This window comes from Streptomyces sp. NPDC048600, assembly GCF_055587025.1.
Window position 1 is genome coordinate 47,272 of sequence record NZ_JBVJGZ010000018.1, and the last position, 23,673, is coordinate 70,944.

22 protein-coding genes are annotated in these 23,673 nt (G+C 73.3%); 11 read left to right on the top strand and 11 right to left on the bottom strand.

From position 1 onward, the window contains the following. The 3 genes from ACZ6SQ_RS23660 to ACZ6SQ_RS23670 are packed head-to-tail and all read right to left on the bottom strand — an operon-like array spanning position 1 to position 3,559. A complete protein-coding gene (locus ACZ6SQ_RS23660; protein ID WP_469565233.1) occupies positions 1 to 1,284 on the bottom strand; it encodes a radical SAM protein in 1,284 nt (427 codons plus the stop codon). Further along, positions 1,281 to 2,243, bottom strand: a complete 963-nt coding sequence (locus tag ACZ6SQ_RS23665; protein WP_469565235.1) for a DUF6895 family protein — start codon at positions 2,241 to 2,243, stop codon at positions 1,281 to 1,283. The genes ACZ6SQ_RS23660 and ACZ6SQ_RS23665 overlap by 4 nt, the downstream gene beginning before the upstream one ends. Then, entirely contained in the window at positions 2,240 to 3,559 is a 1,320-nt protein-coding gene (locus ACZ6SQ_RS23670) for a glycosyltransferase (protein ID WP_469565236.1), read from the bottom strand. The genes ACZ6SQ_RS23665 and ACZ6SQ_RS23670 overlap by 4 nt, the downstream gene beginning before the upstream one ends. A 535-nt stretch (positions 3,560 to 4,094) precedes the next feature. Between ACZ6SQ_RS23670 and ACZ6SQ_RS23675 the strand changes: the two genes are divergently transcribed. The 8 genes from ACZ6SQ_RS23675 to ACZ6SQ_RS23710 all read left to right on the top strand — a co-directional run bounded on the left by ACZ6SQ_RS23675 (position 4,095) and on the right by ACZ6SQ_RS23710 (position 12,950). After that, the gene (locus ACZ6SQ_RS23675; protein ID WP_469565237.1) at positions 4,095 to 5,255 is read left to right on the top strand and encodes a radical SAM protein; all 1,161 of its coding nucleotides are present in this window, start codon (positions 4,095 to 4,097) and stop codon (positions 5,253 to 5,255) included. Beyond that, positions 5,252 to 6,001, top strand: coding sequence for an iron-containing redox enzyme family protein (locus ACZ6SQ_RS23680; RefSeq protein WP_469565239.1), 750 nt, complete (start codon positions 5,252 to 5,254; stop codon positions 5,999 to 6,001). Before ACZ6SQ_RS23675 ends, ACZ6SQ_RS23680 begins: the two co-directional genes overlap by 4 nt. Positions 6,002 to 6,014: 13 nt before the next feature. Next, positions 6,015 to 6,224, top strand: a complete 210-nt coding sequence (locus ACZ6SQ_RS23685) for an aroma-sacti cluster domain-containing protein (RefSeq protein ID WP_386380242.1) — start codon at positions 6,015 to 6,017, stop codon at positions 6,222 to 6,224. A 32-nt stretch (positions 6,225 to 6,256) separates the two neighbouring features. Continuing rightward, positions 6,257 to 9,379 (top strand): adenylate/guanylate cyclase domain-containing protein, encoded by a 3,123-nt coding sequence (locus ACZ6SQ_RS23690; protein ID WP_469565242.1) that lies wholly within the window; start codon positions 6,257 to 6,259, stop codon positions 9,377 to 9,379. After that, on the top strand, positions 9,376 to 10,209 hold the full coding sequence (locus tag ACZ6SQ_RS23695; RefSeq protein ID WP_469565244.1) for a S8 family peptidase: 834 nt from the start codon (positions 9,376 to 9,378) through the stop codon (positions 10,207 to 10,209). Before ACZ6SQ_RS23690 ends, ACZ6SQ_RS23695 begins: the two co-directional genes overlap by 4 nt. A 26-nt stretch (positions 10,210 to 10,235) precedes the next feature. Further along, positions 10,236 to 10,811 (top strand): GAF domain-containing protein, encoded by a 576-nt coding sequence (locus tag ACZ6SQ_RS23700; RefSeq protein WP_469565246.1) that lies wholly within the window; start codon positions 10,236 to 10,238, stop codon positions 10,809 to 10,811. A gap of 101 nt (positions 10,812 to 10,912) precedes the next feature. Beyond that, on the top strand, positions 10,913 to 12,343 hold the full coding sequence (locus ACZ6SQ_RS23705; protein WP_469565248.1) for a hypothetical protein: 1,431 nt from the start codon (positions 10,913 to 10,915) through the stop codon (positions 12,341 to 12,343). Between the two features lie 19 nt (positions 12,344 to 12,362). Then, a complete protein-coding gene (locus tag ACZ6SQ_RS23710; protein WP_469565251.1) occupies positions 12,363 to 12,950 on the top strand; it encodes a hypothetical protein in 588 nt (195 codons plus the stop codon). 168 nt (positions 12,951 to 13,118) lie between these two features. Here the strand turns inward: ACZ6SQ_RS23710 and ACZ6SQ_RS23715 are convergent, their stop codons facing one another. Together ACZ6SQ_RS23715 and ACZ6SQ_RS23720 are read right to left on the bottom strand one after the other, a co-directional pair. Further along, complete coding sequence (locus tag ACZ6SQ_RS23715; RefSeq protein ID WP_469565252.1) at positions 13,119 to 15,143, bottom strand: fibronectin type III domain-containing protein; 2,025 nt, start codon at positions 15,141 to 15,143, stop codon at positions 13,119 to 13,121. A 226-nt stretch (positions 15,144 to 15,369) separates the two neighbouring features. Continuing rightward, positions 15,370 to 15,750: an HGxxPAAW family protein gene (locus tag ACZ6SQ_RS23720; RefSeq protein ID WP_469565254.1), complete on the bottom strand. Its 381-nt coding sequence runs from the start codon at positions 15,748 to 15,750 to the stop codon at positions 15,370 to 15,372. Between the two features lie 155 nt (positions 15,751 to 15,905). Here ACZ6SQ_RS23720 and ACZ6SQ_RS23725 point away from each other — a divergent pair, with 155 nt between their 5' ends. Both ACZ6SQ_RS23725 and ACZ6SQ_RS23730 read left to right on the top strand, forming a co-directional pair. Next, positions 15,906 to 16,403, top strand: a complete 498-nt coding sequence (locus ACZ6SQ_RS23725) for a MarR family transcriptional regulator (RefSeq protein ID WP_386380264.1) — start codon at positions 15,906 to 15,908, stop codon at positions 16,401 to 16,403. Between the two features lie 248 nt (positions 16,404 to 16,651). Continuing rightward, positions 16,652 to 17,746, top strand: a complete 1,095-nt coding sequence (locus ACZ6SQ_RS23730; protein WP_469565256.1) for a carboxylate-amine ligase — start codon at positions 16,652 to 16,654, stop codon at positions 17,744 to 17,746. Positions 17,747 to 17,935: 189 nt separating this feature from the next. Here ACZ6SQ_RS23730 and ACZ6SQ_RS23735 read toward each other — a convergent pair whose 3' ends face one another. The 4 genes from ACZ6SQ_RS23735 to ACZ6SQ_RS23750 all read right to left on the bottom strand — a co-directional run bounded on the left by ACZ6SQ_RS23735 (position 17,936) and on the right by ACZ6SQ_RS23750 (position 21,889). Further along, positions 17,936 to 18,322 (bottom strand): STAS domain-containing protein, encoded by a 387-nt coding sequence (locus ACZ6SQ_RS23735; RefSeq protein ID WP_469565258.1) that lies wholly within the window; start codon positions 18,320 to 18,322, stop codon positions 17,936 to 17,938. Next, positions 18,319 to 19,404: a cobalamin B12-binding domain-containing protein gene (locus tag ACZ6SQ_RS23740; RefSeq protein ID WP_469565260.1), complete on the bottom strand. Its 1,086-nt coding sequence runs from the start codon at positions 19,402 to 19,404 to the stop codon at positions 18,319 to 18,321. The genes ACZ6SQ_RS23735 and ACZ6SQ_RS23740 overlap by 4 nt, the downstream gene beginning before the upstream one ends. Continuing rightward, the gene (locus tag ACZ6SQ_RS23745) at positions 19,401 to 21,080 is read right to left on the bottom strand and encodes a SpoIIE family protein phosphatase (RefSeq protein ID WP_469565261.1); all 1,680 of its coding nucleotides are present in this window, start codon (positions 21,078 to 21,080) and stop codon (positions 19,401 to 19,403) included. The genes ACZ6SQ_RS23740 and ACZ6SQ_RS23745 overlap by 4 nt, the downstream gene beginning before the upstream one ends. A 374-nt stretch (positions 21,081 to 21,454) precedes the next feature. Then, positions 21,455 to 21,889 carry a VOC family protein gene (locus tag ACZ6SQ_RS23750; RefSeq protein ID WP_469565263.1) on the bottom strand — a complete coding sequence of 145 codons (435 nt, stop codon included), beginning with the start codon at positions 21,887 to 21,889 and terminating at the stop codon, positions 21,455 to 21,457. 109 nt (positions 21,890 to 21,998) lie between these two features. On the opposite strand from ACZ6SQ_RS23750, the gene ACZ6SQ_RS23755 reads away from it, so the two are divergent. Further along, entirely contained in the window at positions 21,999 to 22,259 is a 261-nt protein-coding gene (locus ACZ6SQ_RS23755; protein WP_469565264.1) for a hypothetical protein, read from the top strand. Here the strand turns inward: ACZ6SQ_RS23755 and ACZ6SQ_RS23760 are convergent. After that, positions 22,235 to 22,411 carry a hypothetical protein gene (locus tag ACZ6SQ_RS23760; protein ID WP_469565266.1) on the bottom strand — a complete coding sequence of 59 codons (177 nt, stop codon included), beginning with the start codon at positions 22,409 to 22,411 and terminating at the stop codon, positions 22,235 to 22,237. The genes ACZ6SQ_RS23755 and ACZ6SQ_RS23760 overlap by 25 nt on opposite strands. A gap of 621 nt (positions 22,412 to 23,032) precedes the next feature. Further along, complete coding sequence (locus ACZ6SQ_RS23765) at positions 23,033 to 23,662, bottom strand: type III effector protein (RefSeq protein ID WP_469565268.1); 630 nt, start codon at positions 23,660 to 23,662, stop codon at positions 23,033 to 23,035. Between the last annotated feature and the right edge of the window lie 11 nt (positions 23,663 to 23,673).

Sequence of the window (23,673 nt, forward strand, 5' to 3'; positions counted from 1 at the left end):
CTACAGGCGCCCCGTCTCGTGCAGATGGTCGAGCAGGGCCGTGTCGACGGAGTCCCGGAACCGCGCGAGCGTTGCCGCGTCCTCGTCGAAGCGGTAGAGGTCCTGGCAGGCGATCCAGCGGTCACGGGTCTCCGCCGACGGCAGATAGCCGTCGGTGACCGTGCCGACCTCCCAGTCGGGCTTGCCCGCGGTCTCCCAGCAGCTCGCCAGCGTGCCGTCCGCGCTCACCACCGCGCCGTAACGGCCGTCGGTGTGACCGCAGGTGACGCAGGTCTTGCGGGCACCGGGCCGGCTCACGGTGAACCCGAGGTCGAGCGCCCGCCGCTGCCAGCGGACGAAGGAGGCCGCCAACTCGCCCGTGTGCAGCAGGCTGTTGGCGTAGCCGACGCCCACGTCGCCGATGCGGGCGAAGTACAGCGTGCACCGGGCCGGGTCGAGCGCGGCGGCGAGCCGGTCGATCAGCGCGTCCACGCCGTGGAAGGTCTCCTGGGAGACGTTCACCCGCAGGGTCCACCGGATCGGCGTCTCCTCGGTGGCCCGCACGAGGTTTCGGACGATCTTGTCGAAGGTGGCGCCGCCGTCCGCCCGGCCGATCCGGATCCGGTCGTGGTCGTCGCGGTCCCCGTCGAACGTGACCTGCACCGACGTCAGTCCGAGGCCGGCGAGCCGACGGGCCAGGGACGGGGTGAGCAGGGTCGCGTTGGAGATCATCCACGCCGAGGTCGGCGCCAGCCGCGCCGCCCGCTCCAGCAGTTCCACACAGCCGCGCGGGTTGAGCAGGGGCTCGCCGCCGAACAGCAGGATCCGGAGCCGGTCCAGACCCGCGGCCGCCATCTGCCGCTCGGTGAACCCGAGGATCGAGGTGATCGTCTCCGAGGTGAGGCGGCTGCGCCCGATCCGCGGCGGCCGGCTGCCGCCCCCCTCGTCCTGCGCCGTGTTCTGGAAGCAGTATCCGCAGCCCAGGTTGCAGTGCGTGCTGGTGAGAACCGTCAGCGCGTACGCGTGGATCCCGGGCACGGTGAACATGCCGCTCTCGCGCAGCCGCCGCTCCGCCTCGGGACGCAGGCCTCCGTCGGCGGTGACATGCCGCCCGCTCAGCCGGGCCACACCGCCAGGACCGAGGAACCACCAGTTCCGCGCGCCCTCGAGGAGCCGCGCCCCGGACGGCAGGACGGGGGTTGTGCCGGGGTCCGCCGCCGGTCCGGAGCGCACGGTCCGGCCGAGCCCCAGGGCCCCGCCGGCTCCCACCGCGCCGCCCGTGCCCACCGCTTGGTCGATGCTCATCGTTCCTCCCGCAGGGACGCCGCCCCGGTCAGGGAAGGCGCCTGCGCCCGGCCGCCGTCGACGATGAGCGTCATCAGGGCCACGACGAGGGTCACCTTGTAGGACTTACGGAAGTACTCCACGGAGTTCGCACCGGCCGGGGGCCGCTCGGCGGCGCAGCGGCCGGGGATCGCCCCGTCGGGAGCCTGCGCCCCGGCGAGCAGCCGCAGCCCTGCCGCTCCCGACGGTGTCCGCCGCGGATCGGCGCCCAGGCAGTGCTGGGCGAGCAGCAGCTTCGCGACGACGTCCCAGTCGCCGAGCGCCACGCAGTGGTCCGTCAGCCGTTCCACCACGCGCAGCGCACGATCCCGGTCCTCCCCGGTGAGACCGGGATCGCGGAAGCCGAAGTCGCCGAGGTAGAAGAGCGTGTGGGCGACCAGGCAGCCGTCCAGGTCGGCCGGAGCCAGCGTGCCGGCCCGGGGCAGCGGGCTCGCCTCGTACAGGTCCCCGTACGACGCGAACCGGTGCCCGGCACCGGCCATCTCGGCGTAGAACCGCGCCTCCAGCTGGAGGAACGGCGGCTTGCGGCCCGGGGTCAGATAGCTGCCGCCCGTCAGCCGGGCCAGCACGGCCCTCGGTGCCCCGGCGGCGGTGCCGGCCGGGGCCAACGCCGCGTACATCAGCTCGAACTGCCGCGTGTACCTGCTCTCCAGGGTCAGCAGACGCGGGAAGTCCTCGCTCCTCCAGACCTGTTCCACCACTTCGGTCACCTGGGCCAGGTCGGCGTCCCCGGGCGCGCACCTCTCCCAGTAGCGGCGCAGCATCGCCAGCTGGAGGAGGGCCTTCACCCGCGGTGTCACCGGCAGCTCGGCGCGCGCGGCCGGGGAGTCGAGGTAGGCGGCGTGCAGCCCGATCCACCGCCGCGCGCCCGCCGACAGGCTGGTCACGGCCTCGTCGAGGCCTGCTGGTCGCGTACTCATACCTTCTCCTTCAAGGAAGCCGAGGCCTCGGCGGGGGACGGGGTGGCGGCCCCGGTCGGAGAGAGGGCTGCGGCCCTGGTCCGAGGGAGGGCGGCTGCTCTGGTGGGAGAAGGGGCGGCTGCCCTGGTCGGAGTGGGAGGCCCGGCCCTCGTCGGAGAAGGGGCCGCGGCACCGGCCAGCCGTTCGACGGCGTCGGCCGCGCCCCCCGCGCCGTCCACCGCGGCCAGCCTGCCGCCGAGCGCCCGGGCGCGGGCGCGCAGGGCGTCGTCGCGCCACGCGGACTCCAGCAGCGCCGAGGCCCCCACGGACGGGCTCTTGGAGAAGTGCACGGCCACACCGGCGCGCAGGCAGGCCCCGGTGAGCAGAGGCTGCTCGGAGCCGTTGGGCGAGAGCGCGAGAGGCAGTCCGCGCAGCAGGGCGGCGAGCACCGGGGCGGAGGTGCCGTTGCTCAGCACCAGCCCCGCGCGGTCGACGAGCGGACCCAGCCACCGCTTGCGGACCAGCAGGATGTCGGCGTCCGGGGCGGGCCGCGGGTCGGTGGACCGGCCCTGCTCGACCACGGCCTGGAAACGGCCGCCGGTGAACGCCTCGTTGAGCCGCGGCCACAGGCTCTTGCCCTCGAAGAACCGGCCCAGATGGACATAGACGACGGGTTTGCCGGACCGCCGCAGATGCTCCTCGACCGCCTCGACCTCCGCCGGTTCGGGCCTCGGCTCCCAGGACAGCGGCCCCACGTGCCGTACCCGCTCCGGCAGGCGCGCCCCCGGGAACTCCAGCTCCGGGTCCCCGCGCAGCAGCAGGGCGTCGCCGAGCAGCGGCCCGTCCCCCCACCGGGAGGCGCGCCCCGCCAGACCGGCCTGCTCCCGCAGGTCGGTGTAGAACCGCAGACAGTCACGGGTCCGGCTGTCCCGGGTCCGGCCCAGCTGCGGCTCGCCCTCCCCGCCCGAACGGTAGTCCCACAGGTGGACGGAGAGCCCGACCACCACCACGGGGATGTCCAGCGTCTCGGCGGCGAGCAGGGCCCCGGTGCACAGCACGGAGGTGACCAGCGCGTCGGCGCCCGTCACCCGGGCCGCGCGCACGATCGCCCGGTACTGCGCCGCGCCGGAGGGCCCCCACCACGTGGCGGAGAACGCCCGGCGGCCGCCGAAGTCCTCCGCCGCCGCGAACGGCAGACCGGCGTCGGCCGCGACGGCTGCCGCGGTGGACCGGCCCAGTACGTCCACGTCATGTCCCCGGCGCCGCAGTTCCCGGCCGGCCGCGATCGCCGGGTAGAGGTAGCCGCCGTCGCTGAGCGGGCAGAGAAGGATCTTCACGACGTGCCGCTCCCTCGGTGTGCCGGGTCCACCGCCCTGGTGGCCGCGGGCCCCCGGTTCCGGGCAGGATCTGCCGGGAACCGAGGGGCCCGCGCGGTGCTCAGGGCTCGTTGACGAGGTGTCAGTTGAGCTCGCTGGAGTGGTTGACGACGCAGCCGGCCTCGGCCTCTTCGTCCTCGCTGTGGGCGACGACCTCGATGTCCTCGTTCTCGGTGGGCTCGGGGTTCGTGTTCTCGGGCATGTGGTCCTCCTCGGTCGACGGCGTCGCTGCGCCGGCTGAGCAGGAACCTAGGCAGCCGCGGTATGGGAACGCCTGACCGCCGGTTCGGCGCCGGTATACGCCGACGACACGGGCCGGACACGGCCGGTCCCGCCCAGCACCGGCACCGTCCCACGTCGGCCCCCGGCGGCGCCGACCTGGTGCTTAACCGATCCCCAGGCGTTCGCGAACCGGAAGTGTGCCGCGCCCGGGCACGCTTCGGGCCATGCCCCGCGCGCGGCACGAGCACGCGGCGGTCGACCCTGAGGAGGCGCCGTGGAACTGGCGGAGCTCATCGGACTGCGCCCCGTCCCGTGCGGCGGCCTCCTGGTGGCGCTGACCCGACGCTGCCCCATGAGCTGCGCGCACTGCTCCACCGGATCCTCGCCGTCGGCCTCCGAACGGCCCGACCAGGAGCAACTGCTGCGCTTCGTCGACTCGTTCGGCACCGACGACCGCCCCGAGGCGGTCATGCTCACGGGCGGCGAACCGCTGCTGCTGCCCGGCCTCGCCGCCCGGCTCGCTCGCCTCGCCCGGGCGAAGGGCTCGCGGGTGGCCCTGCTCAGCGGGATGTTCTTCGCCCGCGACGGACGCGTCCCGGACCGGATCATGCGGGCGATCACCGCCCTCGACCACTTCTCGGCGAGCATGGACGTCCACCACGAGCGGGAGATCCCGCGCCCTCACGTGCTCAGCGCCCTGCGCGCCGTGCTCGACACGGGAACACCCGTCAGCGTCCACCTCACGGGCAACGGCCCCGACGACCCGTACACGGCGGACGTCGTCGCGGACGTCCGCCGCGCCTTCGGCGGCCGGGTCCCGCTGCTGGTCAACGAGATACGGCCGCTGGGCCGCGCGGCCGCCGCCGGCCTCGCGCGGGCGACACCGCCCGGCCCCGAGGGCTCCGGCCCGGCGCCGTGCACCCTCGCCGCCTGGCCGGTGATCGCCTTCGACGGCACCGTCACCGCCTGCTGCAACCAGTGGACGGTGGACCGGCGGCCCGTGCCCCCGCACCTGCGCCTCGGGCACATCGCCGACGACGACTGGCAGACCGTCCGCGCACGTTCCCTCGCCTCCCCTGTGCTGCGCATGCTGCGCGCCGCCGGACCGCTGCGACTGCACGCCCGCTCCGGCGCCCCCGCCCCGGCGGGCTACTGCCGCGCCTGCCACGCACTCGCCGACCGGCCGGACCTCCTCGCCGACGCGGCCCGGGACGCGAGCGGCCCCGTCGGGGAACTCCTAGACCGGCTCAGCGCCCAGCAGCAGTTCGCCGCCGGACCCGCCGCCCTGGTACGCCGCATGGGCTGCGCCCCGTACGCGCACCTGGTCGAGTCGTCGGCCGACGTCCAGGCACCGGCCGACGTCGAGTCACCGGCCGCCGTCGAGTCTCTGGCCGCGGTCGATTCACCGGTCGCTCGGGAGGCGATCGGCCGATGACCACCACCGCGTCCCACGCGCCGAGCACCGAACCCACGCCCGAGGCCGCGCCCGCGCCCACCATCGCCGCCTCGCTCACGCCGAACACCAAGCCCGCGCCCACCGTCCCCGCGTCTCTCGCGCTGAACACCAAGCTCGCGCCCGCGACTCCCGTGCTGCGGGCCGCGACCGCGGCCCTGTGGCGACCGGAGGGCCTGCGCCGGCGCTACCCCCGCTACCTGGCCGCCATGCACGCGCTCGTACGGGCCTCCGTACCGCTGCTGGAACGTGCCGCCGAGCGGTGCGCCGAGCTGGACGACCCGGCCGCGCGGCGCCTCGCCGCCTACTGCCTCCGGCACGCCGAGGAGGAGCGCGACCACGACACCTGGCTGCTGGAGGACCTCGCCGCCATCGGCGCCGCTCCCGCCGCCGCGCCCCACCCGGTCGTCGTGGAACTCGCCGGGGCGCAGTACTACCGGATCGAGCACGAGCACCCCGTCGCCCTGCTCGGCTACATCGCCGTCCTGGAGGGCAACGCGCCCGGTCCCCGGCTCGCGGACCGGCTCGCCGAGGCCACCGGACTGCCGCCCGCCGCGTTCCGCACCGTCAGGGAACACGCCGAGCTGGACGACGGTCACGTCGACGACCTGCTCCGCGAGCTCGACGCCCTCGAACTGCCCGCGCACCGGCAGACCGCCGTCGGTGTCAGCGCGCTGCACACCACCGGTCTGCTCACCCGTCTTTTCCTCGCCCTCGCCGCCGACTGACGTAAGGACACCCATGACCGACCACGCCGCGCCCCGGCCCACCCTGGAGGCTCTCACCGCCGCCGGATTCGACGTCCACGCCCTCAGCGAGGAGCAGCTGGAGGTGGTGGCGGCGCTGACCCCCGAGGAACTCGCCCTGCTCGTGGACATCAGGGGCCGGCTCGACGCGGCGGCCCCCGAGGTGCAGGCCCACGCCGACGTGGCGGGCGGCGCCCTCTTCTGACCCCCGCCGCCCCCTGTCCCCCGGAGGAACCCATGACCTGCGCCTCCTGCCGCGGCGCCACTCCGCCCGGCGCCCGGTTCTGCCCCTCCTGCGGCAGCCCCTGCACCCCGGCGTCTGACCCGGCCAGACCGACCGGCCGCAAGGTGGTGACCCTCCTCTTCAGCGACCTGGTGGGCTCCACCGCGCTGTCCGGAGCCCTGGACGCGGAGACCCTGCGCTCGGTGACACTGCGCTGGTTCGGCCTGATGCGGCAGCGGATCGAGGAGCAGGGCGGCACGGTGGAGAAGTTCATCGGGGACGCTGTGATGGCCGTCTTCGGCGTGCCGACGGTGCGCGAGGACGACGCCCGCCGCGCGGTCGCCGCCGCGCTCGCCATGCGGGAGGCCCTGGAAGGGTTCAACGCCCGGCTGGAAGGCGCCGTGGGCGTACGGCTGGAGATGCGCATCGGCGTCAACACCGGTCAGGTGGTGACGGGTTCGGCCAGCGAGCGGCAGGCCATGGTGTCCGGGGAGGCCGTCAACATCGCCGCGCGCCTCGAACAGAACGCCGCCGCGGGCGAGATCCTCCTCGGCCCCGGCACCCTCGCGGCCGCGGGCCCCGGGGTCCGCACCACGCCGACCGGCCCGCTGCTGCTCAAGGGCAAGCGCGACCGGGTCACCGCCCACCGCCTGCTCGGCCTCGACGAGGAGGACGGCCCCGAGGCGCTGCGCCGCTTCGACGTCGCCTTCGTCGGACGCACTCGCGAACTCGGCCTCCTCGACGCGGCGTTGGACCGCACGATCCGCGACCGGCGGGCCGCTCGTGTGCTGGTGGGCGGTGAGGCCGGACAGGGCAAGACCCGGCTGGTGCGCGAATGGCTGCACCGCACGGGCGCCGACAATCTCCGCCACGGCGTCGGACGCTGCCGCGCCCGCGGCGAGCAGCCCAGCCTCGGACCGCTCGCCGCCGCCGTGACCGACCTGCTCGGGACCGGCCCGGCCCCGCCGTCACCCGAACTGGAGCTGCTCCGCAAGGGGCTGCTCCTCGACGGCACCCCCAACCTGTCACCGGCCGACACCTGCGCCGCGCTCGCCAAGGTCCTCGCCGACCTGGGCGAGCACGGGCCCGTCGTGCTCGTCCTCGACGACTGCCACTGGGCGGCGCAGCCCCTGTTCGACGCCCTCGACCGGCTGCTGCGCGCCCTGACCGAAACTCCCGCGCTGATCGTCCTGCTCACCCGCCCCCAACTGTTCGACACACGGCCCGAGCCAGCCCCGGACGCCGTCCTGCTCGGTGGTCTGTCCGACGCCGAGGCACAGCGGCTGGCGGCCGGGCTGACCGGACGCGAGGGCGACGACGAACCGCTCGCTCCCGCGGTCCTAGCCAGGGTGGGCGGCAACCCTCTGCATCTGGAGCAACTGCTGCTCGCCGGCGGGCCCGTCGACGCCGACAGCGTGCCGCTGCCGCTCCAGGCACTCATCGGCGCCCGCATCGACGCGCTCGATCCGCCCGAACACCGGGCTCTGGGCCTGGCGTCCGTCCTCGGCGGCGAGTTCACCGCCGGGGAAGTGACCGCCCTCGCCGGACCCGGCGAGCAGGGGTGGACGGAGGCCGGACTCCGCCCCGTCCTCCACCGTCTGGTCCGGCACCGGCTGATCCGCCCGGACGGCGAGGCCTTCCGCTTCGCCGGAGGACTGATCCAGGAGGTCGTCTACGCCGGCCAGTCCAAGCAGGACCGGGCCGACCGGCACGAACGGGCGGTGCGCCTGCCGTCGGTGCGGGCGCGCGGCAGGGCCGCGGTCGGCGCCCACCTGGAACAGGCGTACCGCTACCGCGCCGAACTGGGCGCCCAGGACGCGCACACCGACGCGCTGCGGCTGCGCGCCGCGGACGCCCTCGCGGAGGCCGGCCGGCTGGCCCTCGCCCACGCCGACCCCGTGTGGGCCGCCGACCTGCTCGCCAGGGCCGCCGACCGCTACGGCACGGGCGAGCCCGGCAGCACCGCGACGCGGCGGCGGCTCGGACAGACGCTGCTGGACCTCGGCCGCGCACCCGAGGGCCGGGCACTGCTGGAAGAAGTACTGGCCGACGACGCGCACCCGGTGGAACAGGCCCATGCGCGCCTCGCCCTGGCCTTCGCCGACGGGCACCCGGGACAGGCCGGTTCACCCGCCGACACCGCCCGTGCCACCCTCCCCGTCTTCGCGGCCGCGGGCGACGAACTCGGCCAGGCCCGAGCCTGTCTGCGGCTGGCGCAGCGCGCCCAGGAGCAGGGCCGGCACGGTGCGGCCGAAGAACTGCTGGCCCGGGCCACGGACCACGCCGTACGCGCCGACGCCGAACCGGAGCGGGCCGCGGCTCTCGGCGCGCTGGGTGTGTCCCTGTGGCGCGGCCCCCAGCCGGTCCCGGACGCCCTCGCCCGCTGCCGGGCACTCCTCGCCGAACAGAGCCCCGACCGCCGGGCGGTCCGGCTGACGCTCAACTGCCCGCTCGCGGTGCTGCTGGCCCTGCACGACGACACGGCCGGCGCCATGGCCTGCCTCTCGGAGGCCGAACACCTCGCGCGACGGCTCGGCTACGCGGAGGCCGAGGCCTTCCTGCCGATCTTCGCGGCGACCGTGGCCGACCTGGCGGGCCGCCCCGAGGACGCCCTGGCCTGCCTGGAGCGCGCCGCCGGTGCCGCCCGCGACCTGGGCGCGACGGCCCTGCTGCGCGGCGCCCTCCTCGACATGGCCCGCATCCGGCTGGACCTGGGCGAGCCGGGCGCCGCGCTCGACGCCCTCACCGAACTGGACCCGGAGCGCGTGGAACCGGCCCGGCCGCACGCGGAGTCGGCCGACCTGGACGGTCTGCGTGCCCGGCTGGCCGCCGCGCGCGGTGACGCCGCGACCGCCGGGCGGCTCTGCGCCCGGGCGCTCGCCACCGCGGCCGGCACCGACTCGCCGATCGTCCAGGGCCTCGCCGCCCTCGACCACGCCCGCGCGGCCCTCGCCCTGGAACGGCCGGCCGAGGCGGCCGAGGCGGCGGCACGGGCCCACCGGTACTTCGACACGAAGGGCCATCTGCCCGCCGTACGCCGGGCCGAGGCGGTGGCCGTCCGCTGCCAGGGCCGATCGCCGGGGCCCCGCCCCGCAGCCGTGCGGGCCACCGGAGCCGGACAGGAGGCATCCCGATGACCACCGCGCGACCACCCGCGCCCGCCCTCACCTGGGGCCTGCGGGGCAGGGGCATCGCGGACGTGCCCGTGGAGGCCGACGGCCCCCCGGACGCGCCCGAGGGAGGACTCGTCGGCGGCACCGGCCGGGGTGTCCGCGTCTGCGTGGTCGACTCGGGCGTCGAACGGGACCATCCGATGATCGGCCCGCTGGACGGCGCGTGGCGGGTCGTCAAGGACGACGAGGGGGTCCGCGTCGAGGAGACGGACGAGGGCGACGCCTGCGGCCACGGCACCGCCTGCGCCGGAATCATCCGCCGCACCGCGCCGGACTGCGAACTCACCAGCGTACGGGTCCTCGGCGAGCGCTTCTCCGGCAGCGGGGACGTCCTGCTCGAGGGGATCCGGTGGGCGGTGCGGCAGCGGTTCGACGTGGTGAACCTCAGCCTGTCCACCAGCCATGAGCGTTTCGCGGCGGAGCTGCGCCGGCTGGCCGACGAGGCGTACTTCCAGCGCACGGTGATCGTCGCCGCGGCGCACAACACCCATGTGGAGAGCTTCCCCTGGCGGTTCTCCTCGGTGATCTCCGTCGGCAGCCACCAGGAGGACGACCCGGACCTCCACCTCTACAACCCCGAGCCGCCGGTGGAGTTCTTCGCCCCCGGGCAACGCGTCGAGGTGGCCTGGCTGGGCGGCACGTCGATCCGCAGCTCCGGCAACAGCTTCGCCACCCCGTTCGTCGCGGGCCTGTGCGCACGCATCCTGTCCAGCCGCCCACGGCTGACACCGTTCCAGCTCAAGAACGCCCTGTACCTGTCCGCAGCCAACGTCCGTGTCCACGGACGCCGGTGACGACCGGCGCCGGAAGGGAACCCCACATGGCCCAGACGATCACCCCCTCCGCGTCACCGACCTCCCGGCCGGACCCGGCCATGGCGGAGCTGCTCCAGTCGGTGGTCGACACCGCCCGCGCCCTTTTCGGCGCCCAGGCCAGCTCCATCCTGCTGCTGGACGACGCCGCGGACGAGCTGGTCTTCGAGGCCGTCTCCGGACAGGGCCAGGAGTTCCTGGTGGGCCGGCGGTTCGCGGCAGGCCGGGGCATCGCCGGGTGGGTCGCCGCCTCGGGAGAGCCGATGGTGGTCGACGACCTCCACCGCAGCACCGCCTTCGACCGGGACATCGCCAAGTCCACCGGCTTCGTCCCCGACGCCCTGATGGCCGCGCCCCTCGTGCGCGGCAGCCGCGTCCTCGGCGTCCTGGAGGTGCTCGACCCCTCCCCGCAGGCCCGGTCCGGCCTCCCCGAGCTGGACCTGCTGTGCCTGTTCGCCCGCCAGGCCGCCGTCGCCCTGCACATCCTCACCACCCACACCCCGCGCACACCCGCCCCGCCCGACCCCTCCCGCACCGAACTGCTCGACCTCCTCTCACAGGCCCGTCGCCTCCTGGAGGAGTGAGGGCCACCAGGCCCTTGATCGCTTAGACTCCAGCGACTCGACCCCGCGTAGCCCGGGGCAACTCCAACGCCCCGATGCCCCACCTCCTGAGTGAGCCCGCCTTGACCGACCGCACCACCCCGACCCTGGACGGGATCACCCCCGTCCCGCAGTCCCCGGCAGGCATACGTGCCGAGCGCCGCCGCATCATCGAGTCCATACGCGCCCTGCGTCGGCTGCTCAACAAACGCGGTGCCTTCGAGACGGCCGACCGCCGCCGGCTGAACCGCGAGGCACGTGACCGCAACCGCGCGGAAACCGCCCACACCGGGGAACTGCACCGCATCGAGGCACAGCGGGCGCGCCGACAGCACTCGCTCACGCATGACTTGAACAGCCTCGACGGCAAGCGCGAACAGCAGGAGACCCAAGCACTCGGCGTCCTGCGCCGCGAGTTCATCGAGCGACGCCTCAGGAACACACCTCTCAGCGTCAGCGAACTGAACGGCTTCGGCACCGGCCTGATCCGCGACCTCGCCGCCCAGGGCATCAGCACTGCCGCCGACTTCACCGGCGTGACCTGGGACAGGTCGCCGAACGGCAAGGGCGGCAACGTCCTCTACATCGACCGCGCGGACGGCCACCGCATCCACGTCAACGGCATTGGACAGCACCGCGGCCGCCCCCTGACGGAGTGGCGGCAGGCCGCCCTGGCCCGCGCCGAAGCCCGCGCGCCCCAGACACTCCCCCCGGACGAACGTCACCGCATCTCCGAGATCATCGAGGCGGAACGCACCCGTCTGCGCAAGGAGTCGGCCAAGGCCACCCGCGCAGCCGAGGCCGCCCGCACCGAGGCCGGCCGGCACCACGCCGAGGCCCTCGAACGCCTCACCACGGCCGAACGCGACGCCGCCCGACTCGCCGCGGAACGCCGGGCCGAGTTCGACACGATGGCGGAACAACTCCTCGCCCTCCAGGCGGAACTGTCCGCCCACATCGACCGCCACGGCGACGCGGGCCTGCGCATCCGCCGTGCCCAGCGCCGCGCGCTCCGGCCGATCCCCGCCGGCCCCACCCTCACCGCGGTCCCCTCACCTCGCTCGCCGGTCGATTCGGCCAAGAGGGCAGGCGTCGCGGCCCCCTCGCCCACGCCCGAGCGCCGCGCACGCCTCGGCTGGCTGCTTCCGATCCTCTACTTCGGCTTCACCACCGTCGTCGGCGTGGGTGAACTGGGCGACAACACCGCACCTCTCGCGATGATGATCGCCTCCCGGTTCCTCGCCCTGGCGATCGCCCTGGAACTCCTCCGCCTGTGGATCCCCCGCAGAGGCCGGCGCACGCCGGGCCCGATGCCCGCGGGAATCGGCTGGCAGAGCGCCGGCGTGTTCCTCACGCTGGCCGCCGCCGGCATGTTCGCCGACGAGAAGTCCGACGTGTTCGCAGCGGCCTGCGCCGTCTCCGTACTCGCGGTGCTGCTGCTCCTGGCCGGGACCGGTCTCCGCATCGGCAAGTCACAAGGCGGGCAGGACACCGACACCACACCTTCCGACTGACCCGAGAAGGAGCCGGTCCATGACCGACAACACGCCAGAACGAACCGAACCGACGCCCGCGCCCCCGTATCCCTCCGCCCCGCCGCCCAGCCCTCCCCTGGACATCCTCGCGTCGCCGAACACCGCACCCTTACGCCGTCCCGGCAAGGGGACTCTGATAGCCGCGGCCGCCGTCGTGGTGCTCCTCGCCGGTGGTGGCCTCGCCTGGTGGACGCTGGCGGGCGACGGTGACCCGATCGACCATGTCGAGGTCTCGGGCGGCAAGCTCACCTCGGACGACGACGAGGACTGCGACGACACCGACGAGTTCACGTACAACGACTGCGACTCGTACAGCGAGTCGGACGACACGGTGTACGAGTTCGACTACAAGATCACCAACAAGGGGGACGAGCCCGCGAATTACTCCGTCATCGTCAACGCCTTCGACGAGGACGGCGACTTCGTCAGCCAGACCTACATCGGCTCGGTACACCTGGCGGCCGGCAAGACCGACTCCGACGAGAGCGAGTTCGACGAGTACGCCACCCTCGAGGACGGCCATGAGCTGTCCGACATCAAGTCCGTGAAGGTCGCGTGGGTGGAGCGTATGGCCCTGGCCAACTGATCCCGACGTGGCCGGTGTCCCCGCAACCGGCGCCTCAGGTGGGGAGATGCGTGGTTCTTCGCCGCCACGGTGGGGGTGGAGCCGTGGCGGGGGGACCGCCGGCCGGGCCGGGCGCGGCGGCGGTCGCCGTCCCGTCCGTCCGGCCGGCGGTCGTGGGCCTCACCGGTGTCAGGCTCCGCTCGGCGCGGTCGCGACCGAGGTGTAGCGGGCGGCGATCTCCGAGCCGTCCGCGGCGACCGCCGTGATCGTGTAGTGGCTGGTGGTGCCGCGCGGGGTGGCGGCGTCCGTGTACGCCCTGGTGGCGGCGGACAGGGGCTGCTGGGTCAGCCGCACCCACTCCTCCGTGACGCGGTCCCAGCGGTAGACGTGGAAGCCGGTGGCCGGGCAGGAGCCGGTGGTGCAGTTCCACGACAACTGTGCCTGGGCGGACGCGTCCACGGTGGCGGACAGGGCCCAGTCGTAGGTGAAGGGGAGGTTGTACGTCGGGCCGAGGTAGTACTCGTTGGTCTCGACGTGGGCGACGTCCGACGGGGAGCCCGTCAGGTAGATCGAGTTGCCGGAGGTGTCGACCGCGTCGACGTAGTAGATCCAGGACTGGTCGTCGGCGACCTGGACGTCGGCGTAGCCGGTGGTGCCGGGTGCGACCTCCGCGATCCGCTCGATGGTGGCGAACGGGTCGTCGGCGGGGGCGCGGTAGACCACGTACCGGGCGAGGTCGGCGGCGGGGCTCGCGTCCCAGCGCAGGACCGTGCCGTACTCCGTGGTCGTGTAGTCGAGGCCGGTGACGGCGGGCGGCGCGACGCGGTCGGCACGGGTGATGCTGCTCGGCTGCGACGGCTCGGACTCACGGCCCTGGGCGTCGACCGTGTGGACGCGGTACCAGTACGTCACGCCGAACTCGGCGGAGGTGTCGGTGCACGCGTACTGCGGCTTCGGGTCTTCGGGGTTGCCGGTGCGGCGGGGCTCGCAGGTGACCGGCTCCGGGACGGCGTTCTCGTCGAAGCGGTCCCAGCGGTAGACGCGGAACGTGGACGGGCCGGACGCGGGTGAGGTCCAGGCGACCTCGACGCCGCTGTCGTCGTCCGCGATCCGGGTGCCGTCCATGGCGGGCACCGCGAGCGGCCGGGCGAACTCCACCACCGGGGACGTGGTGCTGTTCCCGGCGGCGTCGGTCGCGGTGACGCGGTAGTAGGAGGTCTCTCCGTAGGGTGCCGTCTCGTCCCGGTAGCCGGGCGTGCGGACCGTGCCCAGTGCGGTGAACTCCCCGTCGGGGGCGGACGCCCGCTGGACGTCGTACGTGAGGCCCTCCTCCTCGGCGGTCCATGCCAGCGAGACGCCCAGCCAGTTGTCGTGGGTCGCGGTCGGCGCCGAGAGGGCCGGAGCGGTGCGGTCGGCGGTGGTGACGGTCGGCTCGGCGCCGCCCGTCGACTCGTTGCCGGCCAGGTCCACGGCCCGCACCTGGTAGGCGTACGCGGCTCCGGTGACCGGCAGGTCCTGGGTGAAGGACGTCTCGGTCAGCAGATTCGCGCCGCTCACCGGCAGGAAGTCGCCCCCTTCCGCGGCCCGCCGGTAGACGCGGTACCCGGCGAGGTCCATCTCCTCGTTCCGTGCCCAGGTCAGCGAGGCGCGGCCGGCGCTCTCGTCGTACGACGCGGCGACACCGGCGGGCGCGAGCGGCGCGACCTGGTCGTCCGCCGGGGAGGTGCGCGGGGTGTAGGCGAACTGGACGGCCGCGGGACCGGACCAGTTGACGTAGTCGACGCGGAGGCTGTGCTGCCCGGAGGGGATGGTGACGTCGACGGTCCGGGAGACCGTGGTCGAGGTGTTCCTCCAGAGGTCGATCTGGAGAGCACCGTCGAGGTAGACGCGCATGCCGTCCTGCCCGGAGGCGGTCAGGGCGAAGGGGCCGCCGGAGCCGAAGTCGCGGTTCAGCGACCAGCGCACCCCGAACCGGTTCGACGGCAGGCCGGACGCTGGAGCCCCCGCGCCCCAGTTCTCGGCGATCGCGTCGTCGCAGTCGGTCTTCGCCGGGGTGCCGGAGAAGGTGGTGTTGGCGAAGAACTGCCGCTCGAACGCCGGAGCGGCGCAGTCGGCGGCGGAGGCGGGCGCGGCGGCGACCGTCAGCAGGCCACCGGCGGTGGCGAGTACTACGGAGGCCGCGGCGGCGGCTGTGGTGCGTCTGGGTCGGTACATGGTTCCTCTCTCAGAGCGGTACAGCGATGACCGGGGTTCACGTTCAGGGATCCGTGGATCACGTGAACCCTTCGTGATCATGACTCGCGGAGAGACCCATTGGTTGTGCGGGGATTTCGAGGAACCTTCACACCGTCAGCAGGGCTTACAGCAAAGCCCGTTGTCCTACAGGGACCGGCCTGCCGTTGCATCGATCGGCGAACTCCCGCGTCCCGCAGGGCGGGTGTCACCCTGAGGGCTGCGCATCCGGACATGCCCGAGCGTCCGGCGCGGCGGGCTCGGCAAGGCGCTGCGGCGCGGTGGCCGCTCGCCGTCCGGCGAGACGACAGCCGAGGCAGTCCTGATGGCCGCTTCGCGCCGCGCGGTCCCGGACGCGCCAGTCCCATTGGTCTGCGGGGCGCGGCCCACTCGGCTTCCCCCATCCGGCCAGGTGCAGCATCCAGGTGACCGGCAGCGCCCCCAGCACGACCGCGGCGCCCACCACCGCGAGGAGGGCCGAGCCTGCGACCACGGCGGTTCCGGACAGGGCGAAGCCGGCCAGGGCGGTCGCCGAGCCCGTCCAGCCGGCGACGGTGTGACCCATGTCTACTTCCTCATGCACGAACATGGATGTCTCCCCTTCGATGGGTGGAACACCGAGATGACTGTCCGTGGTCGAGTCGGACAGTTATCTCGCGAACTAAGATACTTAGATGCTAAGGGAATATCGTGGAACGAGGCAAGAACCGCCCCGCGGCCGACGCCGACCAGGCCTTGCACGCCATGGACCGGATGATCGCGACCGCGCAGTTCGGGCAGCAGGACATCGCGCGAAGCCTCGGCCTCAACGTCACTGACGCCACATGCCTCGGCTTCCTCATCGAGGCATCGCTGGCCGGCCAGTCGCTCGTGGCGGGAGATCTGGCCGAGCGGGCACGGCTGACCACGGGCGCGGTCACCGGCGTGATCAACCGCCTGGAAAGGGCGGGCTATGTGCGCCGCGAGCCCGACCCCCAGGACCGCCGCCGCGTGCACGTCGCCATGGACGACAGCGCACAGCAGCGCCTGATCGAGGTGTACGCCCCTCTCTACGGACGTCTGACCGCACTGTTCGCCGACTACGAGGCCGATGAACTCGCCGTGCTGACGGACTGGTTCACCCGGGCCCGGAGCCTGTTCCTGGAAGCTCTGGAGGAGATGCGCCAGGGAGTCGGCTCGCCCCGCACGACCGCGCAGGCGGCGGGCGACGGGGATGCTGATGACGGTGACCGACGCCTCTGACGGACAGCAGCCCGAGGGGGGACGTCGAACGCCTTCCACATGGCCGGAACGCTCGTGCCCGCAACCGAATGTCGCCGCCGGGTTCGGCGTGCCACCTCGATGGTGATCGCCCGAGGTCCTCCGTTTCCGAACCGGTCGCCTGGGGACTCGGATGCTCGACAAGGCGCGGCCTCGCCGAGCGCCCGGGCCACGTATCGACACCGGTCCGGTCCTCGCGGGCCGGGACGGAGCCGACCCAAGGGCGGGCCATGACGACGATCGGCGTCGAAGAGGAATACATGCTGGTCCATCCGGTCACCGGCGTGCCCGTGCCCTACGCGGAGAAGGTGCGCAAGGCCGCCGGCCTGGAGCGTCTCACCGGCGGCCGGGAAGTACAGGGCGAGCTGCTGCAGTCGCAGGTCGAGGTCGCCACCCCGGTGTGCCACAGCCTGGACGAGGTCGGAGGACACCTGCTGCGCCTGCGGCACGCCCTGGCTTCGGCAGCCGAGACGCACGGCTGCCGTATCGCGGCCGCCGGGACGCCCGCGCTGCGCGACACACTGCACGCCGTGCCCGTCACCGACCACGCGCGCTACCGGGCCATGGCCGCTCGGGCGCCCCAACTCGTGGCGGAGCAACTGGTGAACGGCATGCATGTCCATGTCGCCGTGCCGAGTCGCGACGCGGGCGTGCAGGTGCTCAACAGACTGCGGCTGTGGCTGCCGACTCTGACGGCCATGGCGGCGAACTCCCCGCTGTGGGACGGCCGTGACACCGGTTTCGCCAGCTGGCGCACCGTCGTGTTCAGCCGCTGGACCGTGGCGGGCCTGCCCCCGGTCTTCGAGGACATCGACGACTACGACCAGCGGGCACAGCACCTCGTGGACTGCGGGCTCGTGGCCGACAAGGGCCAGCTCTACTGGCTGGCGCGGCTCTCGGAGCGGTACCCCACCGTCGAGGTGCGCTGTACCGATGTTCAGCTGCTCGCCGACGACGCGGTCATGCTCGCCGGTGTCGTGCGGGCGCTGGTGCAGACCGCTCTCGCCGAGGCCTCCGCAGGTGCTCCCGTGCCGGACTGCGCTCCTGAGCTGCTGCAGGCGTCCCTGTGGCATGCTGCCCGCTATGGCCTCAGTGGCAGCCTGATGGATCCCGGCGGCGCGGCTCGCCGAGCGGGCGATGTGCTCTGGGAGCTTTTCCGGCACACGGCTGCGGCGCTGGAGGAGTCCGGCGACACACGTGAGGTGAGCGCACTGGTCCATCGTCTTCTTCGCCGGGGCACCGGTGCGGACCGCCAGCGTGCCGCCTTCGCCGCGGGGGGTCCTCTCGCGGCCGTCGATCTCGTAGTCCGCGAGAGCAGCCCCTGACGCACGATGACGAGGGGTCTGTGGCGTGCGGCGGCCGGGTCCGGCAGGCGCGCCGGTCGCCCGTCGGTGGCGGGAGCGCTCCTGCGTCAGTCCCGGCGCCGGGGACTGTGCGGCCGTGACGTGCGAGTGCCCTTCCCGATCGGCGAGGGCCCTCGGGGTGTCAGGAGCCGGGCGCGGGTGAGGGGATGCCTACGCCGGCCACGCCGCTTCCCCTTCCGCCGGTTGAACAGTCACAGGGGTCGGCGGAGCGGTGAGATGGCCGAGGACGTTGGTGAGCTGGAGCAGTCGTTCCAGGTGAGCGGGCCGATTGTCCAGGTGCAGTGTGGCGCCGAGGGCACTGGTGCGGCGGTGGATCATCAGCAGGGTCGTCAGTCCCGAGGAGTCGATGTACGCCAGATCGTGAAAGTCGAGTCGGACGTCTCCGGGCGGCGTACGGCCCGCCGTGAGTAGTTCGCTGGCCTTGTCGAGCAGGTCGTCGCTGGTGTCGTGGTCGAGTTCGCCGCCGATCGTGATGGTCAGCACTGCGGGCTCGCGGCGGACGTTCAGGGTGAATTCGACGGGTGGCAGGTGGGTCATGCGCTCGTGCGGGTGTCGGGGGCAGGGCGGGCGGTGTGCTCGGTCACGGCGGTGGCCGCGCGCTCGAGCAGCTTCTGGGTGCGGGGGAAGTCGTGCAGTTGGTCGGCCAGGGTGTCGAGGCCGGCCAGCAGCGAGTGGGCGGGGACGCCTCGGGCTGTGAGGATGTCTGCGGTCCAGGTCATGAAGGCGGTGAGGACTTCGGGGTCGGCGACGTAGAGCGCGGTGGTCAGGAAGTCGATGATGTGGGCGATGTCCTCGGCGGTGCGGTCCCGCTGGGCGACGGTGTAGACGCTCATGGCCGGGAGACGGTGTTCCAGGTCGGCGAGAGTCCGTTTGACGAGCCGGGGCCGCGATTGGACGACCATGGTGTATTCCTGGTCGGCCAGATGCGGCAGGTCGTCCACGGCGTGCCGGACCGCCGGGGCGTCCGGCCGCGGGATGCCCGTTTCCAGCACGTCGGCTGCGGCCCGTGCGTCGGCCGCCCACCGGTCGGCGCCCAGAGCCCTCGCGTAACGGCCCCCAGGACCGAAGGCACGGCCGCCGGCCAGCACGGGGACACCGATGGCCTGGCTCGCCGTGACGGCCGCGTGCGCGGCGGGCAGATGGGTGGTGATCGATCCGGACAGCAGCACGGCGTCGGGGTTGGTCAGATGCAGGTGGGCGATCAGGTGCGGGGTGGGTGTCCGGGCCCCCAGGTAGTCCACCCGCCAGCCGCGGAGGGTGAGGACCTCGGCGACCAGGCGGGCGGGCAGCGCGTGCCATTCCCCGTCCACGCAGCTCACCGTCACCCGGCCGCGATCGGCCGCGGCCCGGCTGCTGCCGGAGTGGTGGGTGAGAGTGGCGATGACCCGCTCGTTGATCGCGGTGGCGGCATGCTCCTGGGCGACGCTGAGACGGTCGGCCGCCCACTCGGCGCCGACCTTCTCCTGAACCGGTGCGATGACCTCGAGCAGGATCGCTTCCTCACTCACCCCCTGGGCCAGTGCGGCGTGGACGACCGCGGCAGCCCCGCGCTCGTCGCCGTCAGCCACGGCCAGCCACAGTTGCTGCACCGCGCGGGTGGTCGCGGTGGGCTCACTCATTCGCCGCTCCCGCGCGCAGGTCCGCTGACTGCCTGCCCGTCGGGGACGGCGTGCGCGTCGGATTTCGGGACTGTGATGGCTATGACGGCCATGTCGTCGTGGCGGCCGCTGCCCAGCCACTGGGCTGCCAGCATCTGCACCCGCTCGACCACGGCCTCCGCCGGGATGGCCGCGCACTCGGCGAGCACCTGCTTCAGGCGGTCCTCGCCGAAGAGCTCATCGCCCAGCGGGCCGCCGCGCGCTTCGGTGATCCCGTCGGTGTACAGCAGGCAGGATTCCCCCGGGTCGAGGACTGTCGTCGCGGTGTGCGCTGTGACGGTCGGCAGGGCACCGACCAGTGTGCCGCGGGTGTCTGCTTCCTCCACGGTGCCGTCGGTGCGCACGATGAGGGGTGGCATGTGCCCGGCGCTGGTCAGCCGCAGCTGCGTCCGGCCGCCGTGGCGGCGCACGGAAGCCAGGGCGAGTGTGGCGAAACGTGCGTGATGAGAGGTCAGCAGGGCGCTGTTGAGCAGGTTGAGGATGCGCTCGTGGTCTTCGGCCAGGGGCAGCAGGGCGTGCAGGGTGTTGCGGATCTTGCCGGTCAGGACCGCCGCTTCGAGGCCCTTGCCCGCCACATCGCCCAGAACGGCGAGCGTCTCCTCGGAGGGGCCTGCACCGGGGTGGATGTCGTAGAAGTCGCCGCCGACGTGTTCGTGGTCCTTGGAGGCCCGGTAGCTGCCGGCGTACTCGACGCCATGCACCGTGTGCAGCCTGGGCGGCAAGAGGTCTCGCATCAGTGTGGCGGTGATCGCGGCCTGCTCGGTGTACAGGCGAGCGGCGGACAGGGCCGCGCCGGCTCGCGCGGCGAACAGGCGGGCGAAGAGCTCCTCGCCCTCGGTGAATGCCTGCTCGGTACTGGAACGCAGGAGGATGAGTGCCCCGGCCGGGACGCCGTGGCCGGGCAGCGGAGCGACGATGACGGACCCGACAGGTCCTGCGAAACCGTCCGGGATCGCCCAGTCGGGGATGTCGGCGGAGTTGATCCAGCGGGCCGGCACCGGAGGAAAGCCCTGCAACGCCTCCCTCAGCCCTGGCACACCGGTCACGTCGATCTGACGGGTGCTCTGCACGACGGAGCCGCCCCGGCACGCGTAGGTGAGTGAGCAGCGCCGCCCCTGGGGCGGCGCGACGAGGACGGCGGCCTCGGCGAGATGCTCCGCGGCCATCGAAGCGGTCACCTCCAGGCAACGCGGCACATTCAGCGTGGACAGCAGCGTGCTGGACGCCTCGGCAAGGACCTCAGAGCGTTTTCGCGCTTCCGTGAGCGCGTTCTCGGCCAGGCGGCGGGCGGTCTCGTCAACCAGCCACCACACGACCTGGCCCTCGGCGTCGAGAGTGGGGTGCGCCTCGAAGAAGCGGTCGTCGATGGCTCCGTGCGGGGCTTCGGCCGTCGCGACCGGACCGGCACTGCCGATGATCTGCTGGTGGGCCTCACCGAGCCAGGCCGGTACCTGCTCGTGGAACCGGGCGCCGCTCGCGGCATTCGGCAGTATCAGCCGGGCGGCGTCGTTGAGGTGTACGAAGCGGCCGTGCCGGTCGGCGACCAGGACGGGCCAGGGGGCCTCAGTCCGCGTGGCGTCGACCGGATGGCCCGCCTCGGGCTGCGGGGCGGAACAGCTGCGGGGAGCAGTCACCAATGGAGGTACGCACGGTGCGCACCTCACCACCTTCCTGCCATGAGGAAACAGTTGTCTTTCGGCAACCGTCCCGCATGGCCCCCGCCGTTGCAAGCCCCCTTGAAAACACGCACGTAAACGTCACAAACAGCTCGTCGACAGGACGGGCGACGGGCGCGAGAATCCACGCATATCCGTATCTTTCGCCTCTGCCGCAAGAACCTTGTCACCTGGCTCGGCGACAAATCACCCACGCGTTCTCGTCAGCGCGGCGGCGAAGTCGGAGCAGCCGTCACGAAGCTCTGCCGACTCGTGCCGAACGGCTTCACACGGACGGCGGCGCACGCCGTGAGGTCCGGGACACGCAGAGCGAGTTGCACACGGGACAGCCCGTCTCAGTCGAGGCAGAACTCGTTGCCCTCGATGTCCTGCATCACGATGCACGACTCGTTCTCGCCGTCAGCACGCAGTGTTCGTACGTGTACCGCGCCGAGTGCGACCAGCCGCGCGCATTCGGCCTCCAGCGTGGAGAGGCGCTCCTCACCCACGAGTCCGGTGCCGGCCCGTACGTCGAGATGCACCCGGTTCTTCACGACCTTCCCCTCGGGAACGCGCTGGAAGAGCAGCCGCGGTCCGACACCCGAGGGATCACTGCACGCGAAATAGACGACCTGATCCTCGGGCGGCAGCGAGCGGTGGGAGTCCTCCCAGGTGGCGAACCCCTCCGGGACGGGCGGTACGACGTATCCCAGCACCTCGCACCAGAAGCCGGCGAGACGCGCGGGTTCCGCGCAGTCGAAGGTCACTTGGAACTGCTTGATCGAAGACATCGGCGCACCTTAGCAGGGGACTTCGTCGGCCATCTCCTGGCGTGGACCGGCATGTTGGGGGAGGTCGGCGCCCGTCTGACGGCCGGCCGATTCGGTGGAGGGTGACGCCGTGGTCGACGAGTGCCTCCGGCAGGCGGGCCAGGGCGGGCAGTTGCTCGATGTGGTGGACGCCGGGCGGCAGGGAGCCGGTGAGCAGTTCCCGGGTGGCGTGGGCGGCGACGAGGCCGGTGACGCGGCTCTGGGCCCGCCCGGTGAGCGCGTATGCCGCACGGTGCGCGCCGCGGTGTGCGTCGGCGCGCACGGCGAAGCGGTCGCTGCCGAGGCGGATCCGGCGGAAGGTGGTCGTCAGGGTCGCCGTACGACGGAGTGACGAGCGACCGGGCACAGGGCGAACAGGCTGGTGGTGAGCAGCCGGGAGTCCAGGCACAGGCGGGTGGTCACCTGGCCGACGCCGAGGGTGCTGGGCAGGGTGTGCTGGTCGGAGAACGGGAACGGGTGCGTGGTGTGGGAACTCCTCGACACCGTCGTCGCCGGCGACCTCGATCCGGTCGCCGCCCTCGACCGGCCCTGGGCTCGCGAGATCCTTGACGAGCCCGACCCTGCCGCGCAGCTCGTCCTGCAGGCCGCGGGCGCCCGACGGATCCTGGATCGCGCCGCGCCGGTCCTCGAGGTCGTCCGGGGAGCGGCCGGCGCCGACCCGGAGATCGCCGAGCTGTGGCGCACCAACGTCGCCCAGCGGCACGCCGTGCAGCTCCGCTTCGCCCAGGCCCTGTCGGCGAAGGCGGGCGGAAGCCTTCGGGGCGGCCATGACAGCGCCTCGGCGGCGGACGTCGCCCTGACCGTCCTCGGCCCGGAGACGTACGGCCTGCTCGTCACCCAGCGCGGCTGGACCCCGTCCCGCTGGGAGCGGTGGGCCGCCTACTCCCTCGCACGCCGGCTTCTCCCCCGACCTGCCGGTGGGCCCGGGAATCGTCTGCCGCGTGGGGTGGCGTTCGAACCAGGCCACCTCAGCGGTGTGGCTGTAAAGCGCCAGGTGAGAGGCGCGCGGGCAGGGCCAGCCCGCAGGAGAGCGGTACTGCCGACGGGCCCGTTCACGGCCGGGAACCCGGAACGCAACTGCCTACGGGTCGCCCGGGCGAAGCATCAGGGCGGTGTGAGCACGTCGAGCTGCGCGGCGATATCGGGGTGGCGGACGGCCAGGTGGGGGCGGGTGGCGGCCAGCGGCGCGATGAGGGCGGCGGGGTCGTCGTCGGCGAGGGCCGCGTGGAGCTCGCCGAGCGGGAGGCGGGCGGCGGGTGGAAGGTCGGTGAGCGCGGTGATCCGGCCGGCGAGGCGGCGCAGGTCGGCGGCGTTGCTGCGGGCCCAGGCGGCGGTGGTGCGGTCTGCGGCCCGGGCCTGGCGGGTGGCCTGGACGCGCTGTTCGCCGGTCGTTCCGGCCTCGCCGGGGCGGCCGCGCAGGTAGCGGCGCTCTGCGGCCTGGCGGCTGGCGACCCCGAGGGGGTGGGCGAGGTCGGCCCAGCTGGCGCCCGCGGCACGGGCTGTTTCGATCAGGGCCGTCTCCCATCCGGCGAGTTGCTCACGGATCTGCCGCAGCAGCAGCAGCGAGGCCAGGGCCTGATCCGTGGCCGGAGCGGCAGCGGGCTTGTCGGGAGCCGTGCGCAGGGCGGCGCGAAGGGCGTCGTCCATGGCGTGCAGGGCCGTGGTGGTGGCGAGGAACGACGCCGGGCTCGGAGCGGTCGCACTGGCCGTGAACGGCTGATCGGCCGAGGTCACGGGCACCTCCT

Excerpts from the sequence above, each read along its gene's own strand:
- ACZ6SQ_RS23695 (WP_469565244.1), top strand. The coding sequence starts at position 9,376 with ATGACCACCGCGCGACCACCCGCGCCCGCCCTCACCTGGGGCCTGCGG.
- ACZ6SQ_RS23740 (WP_469565260.1), bottom strand. The coding sequence starts at position 19,404 with ATGAGTGAGCCCACCGCGACCACCCGCGCGGTGCAGCAACTGTGGCTG.
- ACZ6SQ_RS23725 (WP_386380264.1), top strand. The coding sequence starts at position 15,906 with ATGGACCGGATGATCGCGACCGCGCAGTTCGGGCAGCAGGACATCGCG.
- ACZ6SQ_RS23710 (WP_469565251.1), top strand. The coding sequence starts at position 12,363 with ATGACCGACAACACGCCAGAACGAACCGAACCGACGCCCGCGCCCCCG.
- ACZ6SQ_RS23720 (WP_469565254.1), bottom strand. The coding sequence starts at position 15,750 with ATGTTCGTGCATGAGGAAGTAGACATGGGTCACACCGTCGCCGGCTGG.
- ACZ6SQ_RS23750 (WP_469565263.1), bottom strand. The coding sequence starts at position 21,889 with ATGTCTTCGATCAAGCAGTTCCAAGTGACCTTCGACTGCGCGGAACCC.
- ACZ6SQ_RS23700 (WP_469565246.1), top strand. The coding sequence starts at position 10,236 with ATGGCCCAGACGATCACCCCCTCCGCGTCACCGACCTCCCGGCCGGAC.
- ACZ6SQ_RS23680 (WP_469565239.1), top strand. The coding sequence starts at position 5,252 with ATGACCACCACCGCGTCCCACGCGCCGAGCACCGAACCCACGCCCGAG.
- ACZ6SQ_RS23685 (WP_386380242.1), top strand. The coding sequence starts at position 6,015 with ATGACCGACCACGCCGCGCCCCGGCCCACCCTGGAGGCTCTCACCGCC.
- ACZ6SQ_RS23665 (WP_469565235.1), bottom strand. The coding sequence starts at position 2,243 with ATGAGTACGCGACCAGCAGGCCTCGACGAGGCCGTGACCAGCCTGTCG.
- ACZ6SQ_RS23690 (WP_469565242.1), top strand. The coding sequence starts at position 6,257 with ATGACCTGCGCCTCCTGCCGCGGCGCCACTCCGCCCGGCGCCCGGTTC.
- ACZ6SQ_RS23735 (WP_469565258.1), bottom strand. The coding sequence starts at position 18,322 with ATGACCCACCTGCCACCCGTCGAATTCACCCTGAACGTCCGCCGCGAG.
- ACZ6SQ_RS23660 (WP_469565233.1), bottom strand. The coding sequence starts at position 1,284 with ATGAGCATCGACCAAGCGGTGGGCACGGGCGGCGCGGTGGGAGCCGGC.
- ACZ6SQ_RS23730 (WP_469565256.1), top strand. The coding sequence starts at position 16,652 with ATGACGACGATCGGCGTCGAAGAGGAATACATGCTGGTCCATCCGGTC.
- ACZ6SQ_RS23715 (WP_469565252.1), bottom strand. The coding sequence starts at position 15,143 with ATGTACCGACCCAGACGCACCACAGCCGCCGCCGCGGCCTCCGTAGTA.